The following is a 16,406-nucleotide window of genomic DNA, read 5'->3' on the forward strand; positions in this document are numbered from 1 at the left end:
GCGTTCCGGGCGCTCGCGTTCCGGGCGTCCGCGTTCCGGGCGTCCGCGTTCCGGGCGCTCGCGTTCGGGGCGCTCGCGGCCGATCCGCGGCTGCGGCGTGCCGGGTTTCGGTGAGGTCCGTGGTCGCCGTGGCCCACCGGATCGGGCCTCGTCTCCTGGGCCAGGGGCTCTCCGCGACCAGGCCGGCCGAAGGGGCGAGGGTGACACCGGGAGGCAGCTCGATGGCGGCGTAGACGTCGCGGGTCGGGGCCTCGCCGGTGTTGCGGGCGCGCAGTGCCACGATGCCCTGTTCGCCCCGTACCAGCGAGCCCATCACGGCGACGGAGGCCCGCAGCCGTGCTTCACCGGCGGCCTTTCCCAGCCCGCGCTCCCTCTCCCCTTCGCCGGGCGCGGACCCGCCGGGCCTTCCCACCGAGGAACCGGCACGCTTGCGCTCGTGCCCCGGCGCATCGGCCCGTTCCCGGTCCGGTGATCCCGTGCGCTCACGCCTCGGCGCGCCGGCGCGCAGCCGGTTCGGTGGGGTGGGGCCTTTCCTCGTGTGCTGATGGTCTGGGGCGGCGGCGCGGTTGTGGGAGGGGGCGGTGTCCTCTTGGGGGGTTCGGCGGGGTGGGACGAGGGCCGGGGGGATGCGTGCCCGCTCGCTGACGGGGTCCGGCCTGCGGTCGGTTTCTGGCCTGTCGTCCGTGTCCTCCGCGGCCGGTGATTGCGGCGCGCCGGAGCGCTGGTCGCGTGGGTCGGAGCCGGGCGGGTCCGAGCCGGGGTCGCCGGACTTCGTCCCGCCCGGGCCGGTGGAGGCCGACCCCGGGGCGGTAGCGCCGCCGGGGTCGGGGACGCCGGAGTTGGGGACGCCGGAGTTGGGGACGCCGGAGTTGGGGACGCCGGAGTTGGGGACGCCGGAGTTGGGGACGCCGGAGTTGGGGACGACGTGGTCGGCGGATCGGTGGGGGTGAGGTGCCGGAGGGCGCGCTCCCAGCTCGCGGCCCGAGGCCACCGCGAAGGCCGCCGCCGCCGTCATCACGGTCAGCGCGCCGCCCGCCACCAGGACCTGCCGTACCGACCGGCGCCGCATCCAGCCGAGCACGCGGCCGGGCACCGCCGCGGGGGCGGGCCGGGACATGGCCGTCAGGTAGCCGTCGGCCGCGGCGCCGAGCACGAGCGGCCCGACGACGGCCCGCAGCCCGCGGGTGACATCGGTCAGCTCCCGCAGGACGGTGTGGCAGTTGGGGCAGTCGTTCACGTGCTCGTCCACCGCGCGGGTGTCGCGCCGGGTCAGCCCGCCCCGCACGTAGGCGCCGAGCGTGCCGATCACCGTCCTGCACTCGGACGGCGGCCCGCCCGTCAGATAGGTCCGCAGGTAGGCCTGACGCAGGCCCTCGCGCGCCCGGTAGGCCAGCGCGGCGACCCCGTTGGCCGACAGCCCGAGCAGCGGCGCCACGTCGGCGGGCCGGGCGTTCTCCACCTCGGTGTGCCAGAGCACCGCCTGCCGGCGTTCCGGCAGCGCCAGGTAGGCCTGCGCGATCAGCGACCCTTCGAGCCGCACCGTCGCCGGGTCGTCGGCCGGGTCGAGCAGGTCGATGCCGGAGGTCGCGCGGGTGCGGTCGGCGACCGTGCGCCGGACCGTGGTGAGGAGGAAGGGGCGGAAGGCCGCCGCCGGCCCGCCACCACGGGTGACCTCGTCGAGGATGCGGGCGAACGATTCGGCGACGACGTCGCCGATCTCCGCCTCGTCCGCCACGAGCTGCGCGGCGAGGGTGCGGGCGGCGGTGACGTGGCGCTCGTGGAGCTGCCCGTATGCCGTGGCATCACCCGTTCTGACGGCATGCAGGAGGTGTGCGTCGCTCTGCGGTGATTCCGCACTCATAGTGACCTCACAGTTACGAACTGTTGCCCGTGGAGTCATTCCGCACTGCCGCCCATGGCTAAACCGGGCACGCCTCTTTGCCGTCGGGTGAGGGCCCTCAGTGGTCGGCTCCGGAAGTCCTTCGGGGATTGATCAGGCTGCCGGGGCGATGGGGGATTCCTGGTGTCGTCGGCGGTTGTGCGCCGGTCGAGCCGCGCAGGCAAGCCGCCGTCGGCGAACCGGCCCCGCCAGGCCGATCAGCAGAAGTGGATCACCATGCGATGGGGGGTCTTGCTCATGTCGGCTCGTGATGGAGGGGGTCCAGGGCGACGAGTTCTTCCTCCGACAGGCGCAGGGAGCCGGCGGTGACGTTCTGGACGAGGTGGTCGAGGTCGCCAGTGCCGGGGATGGCCAGCACGTGGGAACCCTGGTGCAGCGTCCAGGCCAGACGGATCTGGGCTGCGCTCACGCCGTGGGCGCGAGCGATGGTGTGCACCTCCGGGCTGTCGGCGGTGGTCGCACCGGCAGTGCGTCCGGCGCCGGCGATCGCGTAGAACGGCACGAACGCGATGCGCTGTTGACCGCAGAGGTCCAGGACCTCCTTCTCTTCGGACGATGCGCCGATGCCGTACATGTTCTGGACGCAGACCACCGGCGCGATGGCCTGGGCCTCAGCGAGGTGGTGGGGGCGGACGTTGGACAGGCCCAAGTGACGGATGAGTCCGGCCTCGCACAGTTCGGCCAGCGCGCCGAAGCGTTCGGCGATCGAATCGGTCCCGACGATGCGCAGGTTCACCACGTCGAGGTGGTCGCGGCCGAGTTGGCGCACATTCTCCTCGACCTGGCCGCGCAGCTGCTCGGGAGTGGCGTGCGGCAGCCACTGCCCCGAGGGATCGCGGCCCGGTCCGACCTTGGTGGTGATGACGAGGTCGTCCGGGTAGGGGGCCAGCGCCTGGTTGATCAGCTCGTTGGCCGAGCGCAGCGGCGAGAAGTAGAAGGCAGCGGTGTCGATGTGGTTCACGCCGAGCTCAGCCGCGCGGCGCAGCACACGGATCGCCTGGTCACGGTCGCGTGGGACGGCATCGGGTGCGAACGCCTCGCCGTGCTGCGGCAGGCGCATCGCGCCGAAACCGACCCGGTTGACCGTCAGGTCGCCCAGCTTCCAGGTGCCCGATGCCGCTGCGGTGATCGTCTGTGAGGTCATGGCGGGATGATTTCCGCTCGGTAGGCTGGCCCGCCATTGATTCATGCATGCCTGAATCTATTGAGGAGGGGTTGTCCTGGCGGAGCTGGCGTTCTCGACGAGCGATCTGGCGCAGGTGCGGTTCGCCGTCTCACCGATGTGGGAGGTCGCGCCCAGCTTCCGATTGCTGATGTCCGGCACGACGCATTCGGTCCATCGACCCTGGGTCGACCAGGTACGGCCGCGCCTGGTGGCCGCCGGACTGGACCGGGGATGGCTGTACGAGTTGATCCCGCCCAGTGGCGGCTACGTCCCCGACTTCCTCAACCCGGCCCCCACCGGACCGGCCCCCACCCTGGCGGCAGAGCGGGACGCGATCCGGGCAGCGCCCGCCGACCGGGTACGCCATGACCTCAACCATCTGGCCCGCCACCAGGGAACCCTCGGCCCCCGGCTACGGGCCCTGCGCAACGACCCTCAGGGCCTCCTCGCCAAGGTCACAGAGGAAGTCGAAACCTACTGGGGACTGGCACTCGCGCCCTACTGGGCACGAATCAGAGCAGTCCTGGACGCGGACATCCTCTACCGGGCCCGCCTGGCGGCCGAGCACGGCACCGGCCACCTCCTCAACGACCTGCACACGTCGCTGAGCTGGGATGACAACGCGCTGCGGATGGCCCGCCGAAAGCAGCCACTGACTCGCACGACGGCAGGCACGGGACTCCTGCTGATCCCCTCGGCCTTCACCGGAGCAGGGCTGCGCACCCGAACGACGCCGCCGGATCCACCTCAACTCGCCTATCAGGCACGCGGTGTCGGCTCACTCTGGCTTGCACGGCCCGTTACACGAGCCGACACCCTCTCCGCCGTACTGGGGCGCTCACGGACCTTGCTGCTGACCGAGTTGGAGATCCCGGCCTCCACCACGCAGCTGGCCCATCGCACCGGACTCTCCCCGGCCGGGGTATCCCAATACCTCACCGCGCTACGTAACGCGGGCTTGGTCAGCGCCCACCGCGCCGGCCGGTCCGTCCTCTACGCGCGCACCGCCGCAGCCGAAGTCCTTCTCCAAGCCGCTTCCGCCTGACCTCACGTCAACCCCCGAAGGACTTCCGGCGCCGGCCAACTAGGCTGAAGCCATGGGTGACCGCGACAGCCTGCTGGCCGAGATCAAGAAGAAGGCCGTCGTGCACGGCCGGGTGGTGCTCTCCTCCGGGCGGGAGGCCGATTTCTATCTCGACCTGCGCCGCATCACCCTCGACGGCGTGGCTGCCCCGCTGGTCGGCGGCGTGATGCTCGACCTGACGGCCGATCTCGGTTACGACGCCGTGGGCGGGCTCACGCTCGGGGCCGACCCGGTGGCGGCCGCCATGCTGCACGCCGCGGCGGCGCGCGGGCGCTCGCTGGACGCGTTCGTGGTGCGCAAGGCCCAGAAGGCGCACGGGATGCAGCGCCGCATCGAGGGCCCCGACGTGAGGGGCCGCCGGGTGCTCGTGGTCGAGGACACCTCGACGACCGGCTCGTCCCCGCTGACCGCGGTGGAGGCGCTGCGCGAGGAGGGCGCCGAGGTGGTCGCGGTGGCCACGATCGTCGACCGGGGCGCCGCCGCGAGGATGACCGAGGAGGGGCTCGACTACCGCTGCGCGTTCACTCTTCAGGATCTCGGACTGTGAACGCCTCGCGCTCCCCCGGCTCGCCCTGCGGCCGGGGCCGCCCGTTCTCGGTGACGCGTACGGTGGCGGCGTCGGAGAGCACCACGTCGAGCTCGGGCTCGAAGTAGCTGACCTCCTCGCCCCGGGTCATGTCGCGGTGCTGGAGCACGTCGCCGCCGGGGACGCGGACGGTGACGAGCGGGCAGACGTCGGCCACGCACTCGATGCGCACGGTCGCGGCCGGCGCGCTGGTCGTGGGCGTGGACGACGCGCGCACGGGCGCCGCGTCGCCGGTGTCGAGCGAGTCGAACAACGCCAGCCCGCCGATGACCAGCAGCAGCACCAGGGCGCCCACCGCCAGGACGGCGAGCGCCAGGCGGGCGAGGCCCATCGGATCCGACCTGTGGCGTCCCACGCCAGGAGACTATCCAATGGTAAGCGCGCTTTCCCGATCCGATCGGCATCTTCGCGCGGCCGCGGAGCCGGTGGGGGGCGTCGCCTCTACCACCACGGGTACGAGAGCCGGGATACTGAACAGCGCGAAGCCGTTACTTCTAGGGAGATGACTCATGCCCATCGCGACTCCTGAGGTCTACGCCGAGATGCTCGATCGAGCCAAGGCAGGCGGATTCGCCTATCCGGCGATCAACGTGACCTCGTCCCAGACGCTGAACGCCGCGCTGCGCGGGTTCGCCGAAGCGGAGAGCGACGGCATCATCCAGGTCTCCACGGGTGGCGCCGAATACCTCTCCGGCTCGACGGTCAAGGACATGGTGACCGGTGCGACGGCGCTCGCCGAGTACGCCCGGGTGGTGGCCGCCAAGTATCCGGTCACGGTGGCGCTGCACACCGACCACTGCCCCAAGGACAAGCTCGACGGCTTCATGCGCCCGCTCGTCGACATCTCCCTGGAGCGCGTGTCCAGGGGCCTCGACCCGCTCTTCCAGTCCCACATGTGGGACGGCTCCGCCGTACCCCTGGAGGAGAACCTGGAGATCGCCAAGGAGCTCCTCGACAAGTGCGCCCGCGCCCGGATCATCATGGAGATGGAGATCGGCGTCGTCGGCGGCGAGGAGGACGGCGTCGTCGGCGAGATGAACGAGAAGCTCTACACCACGACCGGCGACGCGCTGGCCACCGCCGAGGCGGTCGGCGTGGGCGACCAGGGCCGCTACATGCTCGCCGCCACGTTCGGCAACGTCCACGGCGTCTACAAGCCGGGCCACGTCAAGCTGCGGCCGAGCGTGCTCAAGGAGATCCAGGAGGCGGTCGGCGCCAAGTTCGGCAAGGACAAGCCGTTCGACCTGGTCTTCCACGGCGGCTCCGGCTCGCTGCTCGAGGAGATCCACGAGGCGATCTCGTACGGGGTCGTCAAGATGAACATCGACACCGACACGCAGTACGCCTTCACCCGGCCGGTGGCCGACCACATGTTCCGCAACTACGACGGCGTGCTGAAGGTCGACGGCGACGTGGGCAACAAGAAGACGTACGACCCGCGCTCGTGGGGCAAGTCGGCCGAAGCGGGCATGGCCGCCCGCGTCACCGAGGCCTGCGAGCACCTCAAGAGCAGCGGGACGAAGCTCACCTAGCCACGACGACGGCCCGGCGGGTATGACTTGTCCTATGGATAACCTTCTCGCCGGGCCGCCCCCGATCGAACTGCCGGACACGCCCGAGGCCAGGGAGGCCCTCGAGTCCGGCGCCAAGGTCTCCGACGTCGCCGCCCGCTTTCCCGCCTACCCGGCGGCGTGGGCGGCGCTGGCGGAGGATTCCTTCGCTCAGGGTCACGCCGTCACCTCCTACGCCTTCGCCCGCACGGGCTACCATCGCGGCCTCGACCATCTCCGCCGCAGCGGCTGGAAGGGCCATGGGCCGATCCCGTGGGAGCATGAGCCCAACCGCGGCTTCCTGCGCTGCCTGTACGCGCTGAGCAGGGCCGCGCTGGCCATCGGCGAGAAGGACGAGGCGGAGCGCTGTCTGCAGTTCCTCAAGGACAGCACCGAGACCGGCTATGACGCGCTGACCAAGGGGTAGCTCTTGGGGCGATTAGCCCCACTCGGGTAGTCTCTCTACGCAAGAGCCCCTGTCGCGCTTGCGCCAGGGGTTTCGTTTTGTGTTCGGGAGACTTCACCATGCCGGCTGCCGTTCTCGTGGGTGCCCAGTGGGGCGATGAGGGCAAGGGCAAGGCCACCGACCTGCTCGGTGGCGACGTCGACTACGTCGTCCGTTATCAGGGTGGCAACAACGCGGGCCACACCGTGGTCATCGGCGACCAGAAATACGCGCTTCACCTGCTGCCCACGGGCATCCTGTCGCCACACGTGGTGCCGGTGATCGGCAACGGCGTCGTGATCGACCCGGGGGTGCTGCTGAGCGAGATCGACGGCCTGGCCGCGCGGGGGATCTCCGCCGAGCGGCTGCTCATCTCCGCCAACGCGCACCTGATCATGCCTCACCACAAGGCGCTCGACAAGGTGACCGAGCGCTATCTGGGCAAGGCCAAGATCGGTACGACCGGCCGCGGCATCGGCCCGGCCTACGGCGACAAGATCTACCGGGTCGGCGTGCGGGTGCAGGACCTGCTCGACCCGGGCATCCTGGCCAAGAAGATCGAGGTGGCGCTGGGCGAGAAGAACCAGGTGCTCACCAAGCTCTACAACCGGCGCGGCATCGATGCCGACGCGGTCGTGGAGGAGTATCTCGGCTACGCCGAGCGGCTCAAGCCGCACATCGCCGACACCTCGCTGGTGCTGAGCAAGGCGCTGGACGAGGGCAAGTTCGTGCTGCTGGAGGGCGGGCAGGGCACGCTCCTCGACATCGACCACGGCACCTACCCGTTCGTCACCTCCTCCTCGCCCACCTCGGGCGGCGCGTGCGCCGGCGCCGGCATCCCGCCGAACCGGCTCACCCGTGTGATCGGCATCCTCAAGGCCTACACCACCCGTGTCGGCTCCGGCCCGTTCCCGACGGAGCTGGAGGACGAGATGGGCGAGTGGCTGCGCCAGACGGGCGGCGAGTACGGCGTCACGACCGGCCGCAACCGGCGCTGCGGCTGGTTCGACGCGGTGATCGCCCGCTACGCGACCCGGATCAACGGCGTCACCGACTTCTTCCTCACCAAGCTGGACGTGCTGTCGGGGCTGGAGCGGATCCCGGTGTGCGTGGCGTACGACGTCGACGGGTCGCGGCACGACGAGATCCCGATGACGCAGACGGAGTTCCACCACGCCAAGCCGATCTACGAGGAGCTGCCCGGCTGGCAGGAGGACATCTCGGACGCGAAGACGTTCGAGGACCTGCCGCCGAACGCGCAGGCGTACGTGCGCGCGCTGGAGGAGATGAGCGGCGCGCCCATCTCCGCCATCGGCGTGGGCCCCGGCCGCGACCAGACCCTGGTGATCCGTTCGCTGATCTGATACGGGCTTCCCGCGGCCGGCGGGCGAGCTCAGACGCGGATCACGATCTTGCCCCGCGTGTGTCCGCGCTCGGCGTCCGCGTGCGCTTCCGCGATCTTTTCGAGCGGGTAGGTCCGCTCGACGCGCGGGGTGTAGCGGCCCTGCCGGCCGAGGTCGCCCGCTTCGGCCAGCAGGGCGGAGTCGTTCTCGGCGTTGGCCACCCGCACGCCCAGGCGCTGGGCGTTGGCGTGGTCGGCGACCGTCACCACGCGGCCGGAGTCGCCCACGATCGCGACGAGGTCGGCCAGGGAGCCGGAGGCCGCGGTGTCGAGCACGAGGTCGACACCGCCCGGAGCCAGGGCGGCGAGGCGCTCGGCGAGTCCGGCGCCGTAGGTGGTGGGGATGGCGCCGAGCGAGGCGAGGAACTCGTGGTTGCGCTCGCGGGCCGTCCCGATCACGGTGGCGCCCCGGGCCACCGCGATCTCGACCGCTGCGCTGCCCACGCCTCCGGCGGCGCCCTCGATCAGCAGGGTCCGCCCCCGCAGGGGTCCGAGCGCGTTCAGCCCGCCCGTCGCGGTCACGGACGCCAGCCCGGCGCCGGCCGCTTCCTCGTCGGTCCAGGTGTCGGGCGCGTGGGCCCAGGCCGAGAGCACGGCCAGCTCCGCCGTCGCGCCGGTCACGCCGCCCAGCCCGAAGACGCGGTCGCCGACGCGCACCCCCCGCACGCCCTCCCCGATCTCGTCCACCACGCCGGCGGCGTCGCGTCCGGGAATGGCGGGCAGGTCCACGGGGAGCACCTCGCGCACCGCACCGGAACGCACCTTCCAGTCGACGGGGTTGACGCCGGCCGCCGCGACGCGGACGCGGATCTCGCCGGGCCCGGGATGCGGGTCCGGCACCTGCTCGACCATCAGGGTCTCCACACCGCCGTACTCGTGATAGCGGACTGCGCGCATGTCGTTCATCCTTTCCGCGGGGCCTGGGGCGGCCGTACGCGGGATCTCGTGGGGTGGGTGCCCGGCGGATGCCGGCTCTCCCCACGCTAAAATCTGACGTTGACGTCAGGTGCAAGTCGGGCGGGCCGCCCGATGGAGGAGGACCGGTGCGCATCGGTGAGGTCGCCGAGAAGGCGGGAGTGAGCGTCCGGGCGCTGCGTTACTACGAGGAGCAGGGCCTGCTGCGGGCGGACCGCGGTCCCGGCGGCCAGCGGCATTACCCGGGCACCGCCGTGGACCGGGTCATGCTGATCCAGCAGTTGTACGCCGCGGGCCTCCCGAGCAGAGTGGTCCGCGAGGTGCTGCCGTGTGTGGACTCGGGCGCGGACAAGGCGCCCCCGGCTCTCCTGGACCAGATGGCGGCCGAGCGGGTCCGCATCGACCGGCGGATCACCGACCTGCTGGCCGTGCGCGACCGGCTCGACGACCTGATCGCCGCCGCGCGGGACCCTGGCTCCCCCTGCTCTCACCCGGGGTGAGGGATCACCGCAGCACGGCGGCCGTCATGGGCGAGCAGAGCCGCCAGCCGAGGCTCTCGTACAGGCTCCTGCCCTCCGGGGTGGCCAGCAGGACCCCCGTGGTGGCGCCGCGGGAGACGGCGGTCGCGGCGAGCGTCCTCATGACGACGCTGCCCAGGCCGCGGCGGCGGTGGGCGACGGCGGTCTCCACCTGGTCCACCACGGCCGCCCAGCCCGCGTTGGCGATCTGGCCGCGGGCGGCGATCTCGCCCGCGGCCGTGAGCAGGCGGGCGGCGGTGACGCCGGAACGGGTGGTGACGGCCAGCGTGTAGCCGTCCGGCACGGCCACCGGTTCGGCGGTCAGGGGGCCGGTCATCAGGTACTCGGGAGGGTCGATCGTCCAGCCGGACGGGAGCCAGGGGGCGATCAGCTCGGCCGGGGCGCAGAGCTTGAGCCAGGTGCCCGGCACGGTGATCATGGACGTCAGCCGCTGGACGAGGGCGGGCGTCGGGGCGGGGACGACGTGACGGACGACGTGGTCCGGCAGTCCCACGTCCACCCGGAGCCCCCAGGGCTCGGTCACCGGCGGTGGGGTGCCGCGGGAGACGGCCCACCCGTCCACCCAGGCCCGTACTGTGTCAGCCTGAGTGGTTTCGAGCCTACTTGTCATAGTTGCTGAGTTTATTGCACTATCGTCGCATTTATTGCCAAAGATCGATCAGATGCGGCCGTGCCGGAATAACACCGGATCGTCCACATCTGAGACTTCCATCAAGGGCAGCTTTCCTGCAATCGGTATAAAAAGGACACGGCGTGGCACCCTCTCAGGAGTGCCTGATCCCTGTAGGGTCCCCGTGTGCGCGTTGAGATACATGGTCATCGGGGAGCGCGGGGCCTCTGGCCGGAGAACACGCTGCCCGGCATGAGCCGGACGATGGAGCTCGGCGTCCACGCCCTGGAGCTCGACGTCGCGCTCACCGCCGACCGCCGGATCGTGCTGACGCACGACCTCACGGTCTCCGCCGTCACCAGCGCCGACACGCGCCCGGTCATCCCGGACGACCCGGCTTTCCCGTACGTCGGAAAACCGATCAACTCGCTCACCCTCGCGCAGCTGCGCACGCTCGACGTGGGGGTGCGCTTCCCCCGCCATCCGCAGGACCCGTTCGCGCTGACCCAGGTGGCGATGCCCGACACCCGCATGCCCACGCTCGGAGCCGTGCTGGGGCTGGTCAACGCCTACGAGGCGGGCGGCGTACGGCTGCACGTCGAGCTGAAGTCCGACCCGACCAGGCCCACGCTGTCGGCCGACCCCGGGGAGTTCGCCGAGCTGGTGCTCGACGAGCTCGACCGGCACGGCAGGCTGCACAACGCGGCGATCCTCAGCTTCGACTGGCGGATCATCGCGCGCGTGGCCGAACGCGCGCCCGAGGTCCGGCGCTTCGCGCTGATCGAGCTCGACACCCTCGACTGGAACGGCCCGCTCGGCGACGACCTGCCCGCGGCCGCCCGCGCCGCCGGCGCCACCACGCTCTCGCCCGAGCACGTGATGGTCGACGAGCGGCTCATGTCCCAGGCCGCCGCGGCGGGGCTCGACGTCGCCGTCTGGACCGTCAACGACACCGCGCTCGGCGCCCGCCTGCTCGACCTCGGCGTCTCCGGGATCGTCACCGACTATCCCGACCGGATGCGCGAGCTGTGGCGCGAGCGCGGGCTGGAGCTGCCCGAGCCCGTCGGCCCGCTCAGGCCGGTCGGCGTCTGACTCAGAGCCAGCCGTTGCGGCGGAAGCCGCGGTGCAGCAGCACGCACACCGTGACCATCACGGCCAGCACGGCCGGGTAGCCCCACGCCATCCGGGTCTCCGGCATGAAGTCGAAGTTCATGCCGTAGATCCCGGCGATCATCGTGGGCACCGCCATGATGGCGACCCAGGACGAGATCTTGCGCATGTCCTCGTTGGCCAGCGCGTTCGAGCGGGCCAACGCCGCCTGGAGGATCGAGCTGCACAGCTCGTTGGACGACTCCACCTGCTCGCACACCCGCGACAGGTGGTCGCCGACGTCGCGGAAGTACTCGCGCATCTCCGAGGGGACGACCCGCCGCTGCGGCAGCGCGGCCAGCGGCGCCTGGAGCGGGGTGACCGCCCGCTTCAGGTCGAGCATCTCGCGCTTGAGCTGGTAGATCCGGTTGATGTCGCGGGAGCTGACGTCGGCGAACACCGTGGCCTCGACGTCCTCCAGCTCCAGCTGCATGAGGTCGGCGACCTGGAGGTAACGGTCGACGACGTGGTCGGCGATCGCGTGCAGCACACCCGCCGGTCCGCGCGCCAGCAGCTCACGGCTGTCCTCGATGCGCTCGCGCACCTCCGACAGCGGGCAGTGCTCGCCGTGGCGCACGGTGACCACGAAGTCCGGGCCGAGGAAGATCATGATCTCGCCGGTGGCGATGATCTCTCCCGTCGGCTCGGCGTGGTCCAGGTACGCGATCGTCTTGAGCACCATGAACAGCGAGTCGCCGTAACGCTCCACCTTGGGGCGCTGGTGGGCCTTGACGGCGTCCTCGACGGCGAGCGGATGGAGTCCGAAGACCTCGGCCAGCCACTCGACCTCCGGCGCGGCCGGCTCGTGCAGGCCCACCCAGACGAACGCCTTCGCGCCCTCGGTGTGCCTGTTGTGCCGGCGGACCAGCTCCAGTGACTCGACGATGCCCGCGGCCCGGGTCTTCTCGCCCTCGACGTACGCGGCGTGGTCCACGAGGGAGTCGACGGGCGGCACGCGCGCCTCACTCACCGGCTGGTGACGCGGGCGCGGGTGGTGCGGCTGAACGGGGTGACGGTTGATGCGACGGAAAAGCGTGGACGAGCGCATGGCAGTCCCTTTCCGCCCGACCTCGCACGCTCCACGCGTGATGCCGCATCACCTCTGAATCAAGAAGGAATGCGTGGAGGCATGATCAGGCTGCCGGATTGGAGTGGTCAGGGGAATACGGCAGGTACGTGATCGAGCACGTACTGCTGGGATCACCAGGATTCATCCCGGACCACCTCCAATCACACGAGACGCCATAAAGCCGCCCCAATTTACCACGGGCGGGGGAACCAACCTGACTGTACTCGTCGAGCGGTCACCGGGACCGCCGGTCGTCACCAAAGAATCCAGAACCGTTCCGGCATTTCCCGGCAGCGGGCTCCTGCCCTCCCCCGCGGCTTCCAATCTCTTCTCGTCTCCTCGTCTCCTCTCGTCTCCTCACGGGCGCGGGCCGGGGTCCTGGAGGTGGACGGGAGCGGGGGCTGCGAGAATGGGCGGGTGCGCGTACTCGTTATTGGTTCCGGAGGGCGGGAGCACGCCCTCTGCCGTTCGCTCGGGCTCGATCCGCAGGTCGTCGAGGTGCACGGCGCGCCGGGCAACCCGGGGATCGGGCAAGTCGCCCAGCTGCACGCCGTCGATCCGGCCGACCCTCAGGCCGTCGCCGGGCTGGCCAAGCGGCTGGGGGTGGATCTCGTGGTCGTGGGGCCGGAGGCGCCCCTGGTCGCCGGGGTGGCCGACGCGGTGCGGGAGGCCGGCATCGCCTGCTTCGGCCCGTCCAGGCAGGCGGCGATGATCGAGGGGTCCAAGGCGTTCGCCAAGGAGATCATGCGGGCCGCCGGGGTGCCGACGGCCGAGGCGCGGGTGTGCGAGAGCGCCGAGGAGGCCGCGGCCGCGTGCGCCGAGTTCGGCGCCCCGTACGTGGTCAAGGACGACGGGCTGGCCGCCGGCAAGGGCGTCGTGGTCACCGACGACCTGGAGGAGGCGCTGCGCCACGCGCGGGCGTGCGGCCGGGTGGTGATCGAGGAGTTCCTCGACGGGCCCGAGGTGTCGCTGTTCGCGCTCTGCGACGGGAGCACGGCGGTGCCGCTCCAGCCGGCCCAGGACTTCAAGCGGGCCTACGACGGCGACGCGGGCCCCAACACCGGCGGGATGGGCGCCTACACCCCGCTCCCGTGGATCCCCGAAGGGCTGACCGAGCAGGTGATGCGCGAGGTCGTCCACCCGACGATCGCGGAGCTGGCCCGGCGCGGGCTGCCCTACCAGGGAGTGCTCTACGTGGGGCTGGCGCTGACCGCCAAGGGGCCGAAGGTGGTGGAGTTCAACGCCCGGTTCGGCGACCCGGAGACGCAGGTGCTGCTCGACCGGCTGGAGACGCCGCTGGGCGGGCTGCTGATGGCCTGCGCGACCGGCGAGCTGGGGCTGGACCCGGTGTTCCGGCCGGGGTCGGCGGTGTGCGTGGTCGTCGCGGCCGAGGGCTACCCCGCCGCCCCGGTCAAGGGCGACGCGATCACCGGGCTGGAGCCCGCCGCCGACGCGTATGTGCTCCACGCCGGGACGACGCTGCGCGACGGCGAACTGGTCTCCGCCGGCGGCCGCGTGCTGAACGTCGTCGGCGCCGGCCCCGACCAGGAGAGCGCGCGCGCTCGCGCGTACGAGCTGGCCGGGCGGATCCGGATGCGCGGCGCCCACTACCGGACGGACATCGCCCGATGAGACACCTGCACTCCGGCAAGGTCCGCGAGCTGTACGAGACGGACGAGGGGGCGCTGCTCATGGTCGCCTCCGACCGGATCTCGGCCTTCGACCACGTGCTGGAGCCCGAGATCCCCGACAAGGGGGCGGTTCTCACCCAGCTCTCGCTGTGGTGGTTCGACCAGTTGCGCGACGTGGTGCCCAACCACGTGCTGGCCCCGGGGCCCGACGCGCGCAGCGTGCTGGTGAAGCCGCTGACCATGGTGCCCATCGAGTGCGTGGCCAGGGGCTACCTGACCGGGGGCGGGCTGGCCGAGTACCGGGCGACCGGCGCGGTGTCGGGCATCGAGCTGCCGCCGGGACTCCAGGACGGGTCGCGGCTGCCCGAGCCGATTTTCACGCCGTCCACGAAGGCGCCGGCGGGCCTGCACGACGAGCCGATCCCGTACGAGCGGGTGGTCGACGAGGTGGGTGAGGAGACGGCGGCGGAGCTGCGCCGCGTCACGCTCGCCGTCTACGCGCGGGGCGCGGAGATCGCCCGAGAGCGCGGCATCATCGTCGCCGACACCAAGATCGAGCTGGGCCGGGACGCCGACGGCGTGCTGACGCTGGGGGACGAGGTGCTCACGCCCGACTCGTCGCGGTTCTGGCCGGCGGACCAGTGGCAGCCGGGCCGTTCGCAGCCGTCTTATGACAAGCAATTTGTCCGTGATTGGCTAAATTCGCCGGAATCCGGATGGGACAAAGACTCCGGCACTCCTCCGCCTGTTTTGCCCGACGCCGTGGTCGAGCGCACCCGTCAGCGATACCGGGAAGCATATGAGCGGCTCACCGGAGTCGCCTTTACCGGATGATTCGGCAGGGTCAAGTGGTGTAACCGGCTACTGTTGGCCGGGCCGAGCCTCACGTTGAACCACAAGGAGCCGCCCGAATGGTCCGTTACCGCGTGCGCGGTGGCAACCCCCTGCGTGGAACCGCCTTCATCCAGGGCGCCAAGAACGCCGTACTCCCGATGATCGGCGCGGCGCTGCTCACGGCCCAGGGCCGCACCGTCCTGCGCAACGTGCCGATCATCGAGGACGTGCGCCGCGCCGTCGAGCTGGCCACGGCCGTGGGCGCCGGCGTCGAGCTGCACGAGTCCGAGCGCACCCTCGTCATCGACGCCTCCCGGCTGCACAGCCCCGTGCTGCCCGCCCAGATCGCCCGCCGGTTCCGGGGCTCGGTGCTGTTCACCCCCGCCCTGCTCCACCGGCTGGGCGAGGCGATCGTGGAAGGGGTGGGCGGCTGCAACCTCGGCAGCCGCAACCTCGACTTCCACTATCTCGGCTACAAGCGCCTCGGCGCGGTGGTCGACGAGGGCGAGACCGTCATCCACGTCAAGGCCTCGGGCCTGACCGGCGCCACCCTCTACCTCGACACCCCCTCCCACACCGGCACCGAGAACCTCATCATGGCCGCCGCCCTGGCCAAGGGCACCACCGTCATCGAGAACGCGGCGCTGGAGCCCGAGGTCCTCGACGTCATCGACATGCTGACCAAGATGGGCGCGCGCATCAGCGGCGGCGGCACCGGCTTCATCACCGTCGAAGGCGTGGAGGAGCTGCACGCCGTCGAGCACACCGTGATGCCCGACCGGCTCGACGCGGGCGTGTTCGCCATGGCCGCCGCCATCACGCAGGGTGAGGTGAGCCTCGTCGGCACCGGCCTCGACCTCGGGGTGGTGCGCTACAAGCTGGAGCAGATGGGGGTCGACTTCGCCCGGCAGGGCGCGGTGCTGCAGGTGCGCTGCGACCGGCCGCTGCGGCCGATCAACATCATCACCGACACCTACCCCGGGTTCGCCACCGACCTGCAGTCGCCGATGATGACGGTGGCCGCGCTGGCGGACGGCACGAGCTACATCCACGAACGGATCTTCGACGGCCGCTTCGCGCTGGCCGCCGAGCTCAACAAGATGGGCGCCAACGTGGAGGTCGCGGGCAGCCGGGCCATCGTGCGCGGCGCGACGCCGCTGACCGGAGCTCACGTAACCGCTCACGATCTGCGTTCGGGTATAGCGCTGGTGCTCGCCGGACTGGCGGCCAAAGGCGAGACCGTCATCGACTCGGGATACCTCATCGATCGCGGACACGCACATCTCGCGCCGCGAATGCGCGCGCTCGGCGCGGACATTACACAGGAGATTTCTGAACCCTGAAAATCCTTGAGAATCCTGCGCTGAGCTGCTGATATACCTTCTCGGGCGGTCAACCAGAACAGCTTTCCGGAAAAGTCGGGCGTGACATTATGGCCCTCGCGAGCGATCGTTCCAAAAGAGAGCACTGCAACGGATCGCAGGATGGGACGAACATTGGCCGAGAGGGCGGAAGAAACTTCCCGGG

The 16,406-nt window shown here is 71.0% G+C and carries 16 protein-coding genes; 10 read left to right on the forward strand and 6 right to left on the reverse strand.

The features are described from left to right. Together OUY22_RS00005 and OUY22_RS00010 are read right to left on the reverse strand one after the other, a co-directional pair. A partial coding sequence (locus tag OUY22_RS00005) for a zf-HC2 domain-containing protein (protein WP_270152444.1) occupies positions 1–1,861 on the reverse strand: 1,861 nt, incomplete at its 3' end. A 274-nt stretch (positions 1,862–2,135) separates the two neighbouring features. Then, on the reverse strand, positions 2,136–3,044 hold the full coding sequence (locus tag OUY22_RS00010) for an aldo/keto reductase (protein ID WP_270152446.1): 909 nt from the start codon (positions 3,042–3,044) through the stop codon (positions 2,136–2,138). 136 nt (positions 3,045–3,180) lie between these two features. On the opposite strand from OUY22_RS00010, the gene OUY22_RS00015 reads away from it, so the two are divergent. Both OUY22_RS00015 and pyrE read left to right on the forward strand, forming a co-directional pair. Then, positions 3,181–4,110 (forward strand): ArsR/SmtB family transcription factor, encoded by a 930-nt coding sequence (locus OUY22_RS00015; RefSeq protein ID WP_270152448.1) that lies wholly within the window; start codon positions 3,181–3,183, stop codon positions 4,108–4,110. Positions 4,111–4,162: 52 nt separating this feature from the next. Next, positions 4,163–4,696: an orotate phosphoribosyltransferase gene (gene pyrE / locus OUY22_RS00020; protein WP_270152449.1), complete on the forward strand. Its 534-nt coding sequence runs from the start codon at positions 4,163–4,165 to the stop codon at positions 4,694–4,696. Here the strand turns inward: pyrE and OUY22_RS00025 are convergent. Then, positions 4,671–5,090, reverse strand: coding sequence for a hypothetical protein (locus OUY22_RS00025; protein WP_270152451.1), 420 nt, complete (start codon positions 5,088–5,090; stop codon positions 4,671–4,673). The genes pyrE and OUY22_RS00025 overlap by 26 nt on opposite strands. Positions 5,091–5,244: 154 nt before the next feature. Between OUY22_RS00025 and fbaA the strand changes: the two genes are divergently transcribed. The 3 genes from fbaA to OUY22_RS00040 all read left to right on the forward strand — a co-directional run bounded on the left by fbaA (position 5,245) and on the right by OUY22_RS00040 (position 8,094). Next, a complete protein-coding gene (gene fbaA, locus OUY22_RS00030; RefSeq protein WP_270152453.1) occupies positions 5,245–6,267 on the forward strand; it encodes a class II fructose-bisphosphate aldolase in 1,023 nt (340 codons plus the stop codon). 34 nt (positions 6,268–6,301) lie between these two features. After that, entirely contained in the window at positions 6,302–6,712 is a 411-nt protein-coding gene (locus OUY22_RS00035) for a DUF3151 domain-containing protein (RefSeq protein ID WP_270152455.1), read from the forward strand. Positions 6,713–6,810: 98 nt separating this feature from the next. Next, positions 6,811–8,094 (forward strand): adenylosuccinate synthase, encoded by a 1,284-nt coding sequence (locus tag OUY22_RS00040; protein WP_270152457.1) that lies wholly within the window; start codon positions 6,811–6,813, stop codon positions 8,092–8,094. 29 nt (positions 8,095–8,123) lie between these two features. On the opposite strand, the gene OUY22_RS00045 is transcribed toward OUY22_RS00040, so the two are convergent. After that, positions 8,124–9,029: an NADP-dependent oxidoreductase gene (locus OUY22_RS00045; RefSeq protein WP_270152459.1), complete on the reverse strand. Its 906-nt coding sequence runs from the start codon at positions 9,027–9,029 to the stop codon at positions 8,124–8,126. Positions 9,030–9,175: 146 nt separating this feature from the next. Here OUY22_RS00045 and OUY22_RS00050 point away from each other — a divergent pair, with 146 nt between their 5' ends. After that, positions 9,176–9,547, forward strand: coding sequence for a MerR family transcriptional regulator (locus OUY22_RS00050; protein ID WP_270152461.1), 372 nt, complete (start codon positions 9,176–9,178; stop codon positions 9,545–9,547). Between the two features lie 4 nt (positions 9,548–9,551). Here the strand turns inward: OUY22_RS00050 and OUY22_RS00055 are convergent, their stop codons facing one another. Then, complete coding sequence (locus OUY22_RS00055) at positions 9,552–10,109, reverse strand: GNAT family N-acetyltransferase (RefSeq protein WP_270152462.1); 558 nt, start codon at positions 10,107–10,109, stop codon at positions 9,552–9,554. 273 nt (positions 10,110–10,382) lie between these two features. Here OUY22_RS00055 and OUY22_RS00060 point away from each other — a divergent pair, with 273 nt between their 5' ends. Then, the gene (locus tag OUY22_RS00060; protein ID WP_270152463.1) at positions 10,383–11,288 is read left to right on the forward strand and encodes a glycerophosphodiester phosphodiesterase family protein; all 906 of its coding nucleotides are present in this window, start codon (positions 10,383–10,385) and stop codon (positions 11,286–11,288) included. 1 nt (position 11,289) lies between these two features. Here OUY22_RS00060 and corA read toward each other — a convergent pair whose 3' ends face one another. Next, positions 11,290–12,315: a magnesium/cobalt transporter CorA gene (gene corA / locus OUY22_RS00065; protein ID WP_270152464.1), complete on the reverse strand. Its 1,026-nt coding sequence runs from the start codon at positions 12,313–12,315 to the stop codon at positions 11,290–11,292. Between the two features lie 516 nt (positions 12,316–12,831). Between corA and purD the strand changes: the two genes are divergently transcribed. The 3 genes from purD to murA all read left to right on the forward strand — a co-directional run bounded on the left by purD (position 12,832) and on the right by murA (position 16,222). Continuing rightward, positions 12,832–14,046 (forward strand): phosphoribosylamine--glycine ligase, encoded by a 1,215-nt coding sequence (purD, locus tag OUY22_RS00070; protein ID WP_270152466.1) that lies wholly within the window; start codon positions 12,832–12,834, stop codon positions 14,044–14,046. Beyond that, complete coding sequence (locus OUY22_RS00075) at positions 14,043–14,879, forward strand: phosphoribosylaminoimidazolesuccinocarboxamide synthase (protein ID WP_270152468.1); 837 nt, start codon at positions 14,043–14,045, stop codon at positions 14,877–14,879. Before purD ends, OUY22_RS00075 begins: the two co-directional genes overlap by 4 nt. A 77-nt stretch (positions 14,880–14,956) precedes the next feature. Next, positions 14,957–16,222 carry a UDP-N-acetylglucosamine 1-carboxyvinyltransferase gene (murA, locus tag OUY22_RS00080; RefSeq protein WP_270152470.1) on the forward strand — a complete coding sequence of 422 codons (1,266 nt, stop codon included), beginning with the start codon at positions 14,957–14,959 and terminating at the stop codon, positions 16,220–16,222. Positions 16,223–16,406 lie beyond the last annotated feature (184 nt).

Source organism: Nonomuraea corallina (assembly GCF_027620315.1).
GTDB classification, from domain to species: Bacteria; Actinomycetota; Actinomycetes; order Streptosporangiales; family Streptosporangiaceae; genus Nonomuraea; species Nonomuraea corallina.

Bases quoted from the DNA above. Each gene is read 5' to 3' on its own strand.
- OUY22_RS00015 (WP_270152448.1), top strand. From the start codon at position 3,181: ATGTGGGAGGTCGCGCCCAGCTTCCGATTGCTGATGTCCGGCACGACG.
- murA (WP_270152470.1), top strand. From the start codon at position 14,957: ATGGTCCGTTACCGCGTGCGCGGTGGCAACCCCCTGCGTGGAACCGCC.
- OUY22_RS00045 (WP_270152459.1), bottom strand. From the start codon at position 9,029: ATGCGCGCAGTCCGCTATCACGAGTACGGCGGTGTGGAGACCCTGATG.
- OUY22_RS00040 (WP_270152457.1), top strand. From the start codon at position 6,811: ATGCCGGCTGCCGTTCTCGTGGGTGCCCAGTGGGGCGATGAGGGCAAG.
- OUY22_RS00010 (WP_270152446.1), bottom strand. From the start codon at position 3,044: ATGACCTCACAGACGATCACCGCAGCGGCATCGGGCACCTGGAAGCTG.
- OUY22_RS00035 (WP_270152455.1), top strand. From the start codon at position 6,302: ATGGATAACCTTCTCGCCGGGCCGCCCCCGATCGAACTGCCGGACACG.
- pyrE (WP_270152449.1), top strand. From the start codon at position 4,163: ATGGGTGACCGCGACAGCCTGCTGGCCGAGATCAAGAAGAAGGCCGTC.
- OUY22_RS00075 (WP_270152468.1), top strand. From the start codon at position 14,043: ATGAGACACCTGCACTCCGGCAAGGTCCGCGAGCTGTACGAGACGGAC.
- fbaA (WP_270152453.1), top strand. From the start codon at position 5,245: ATGCCCATCGCGACTCCTGAGGTCTACGCCGAGATGCTCGATCGAGCC.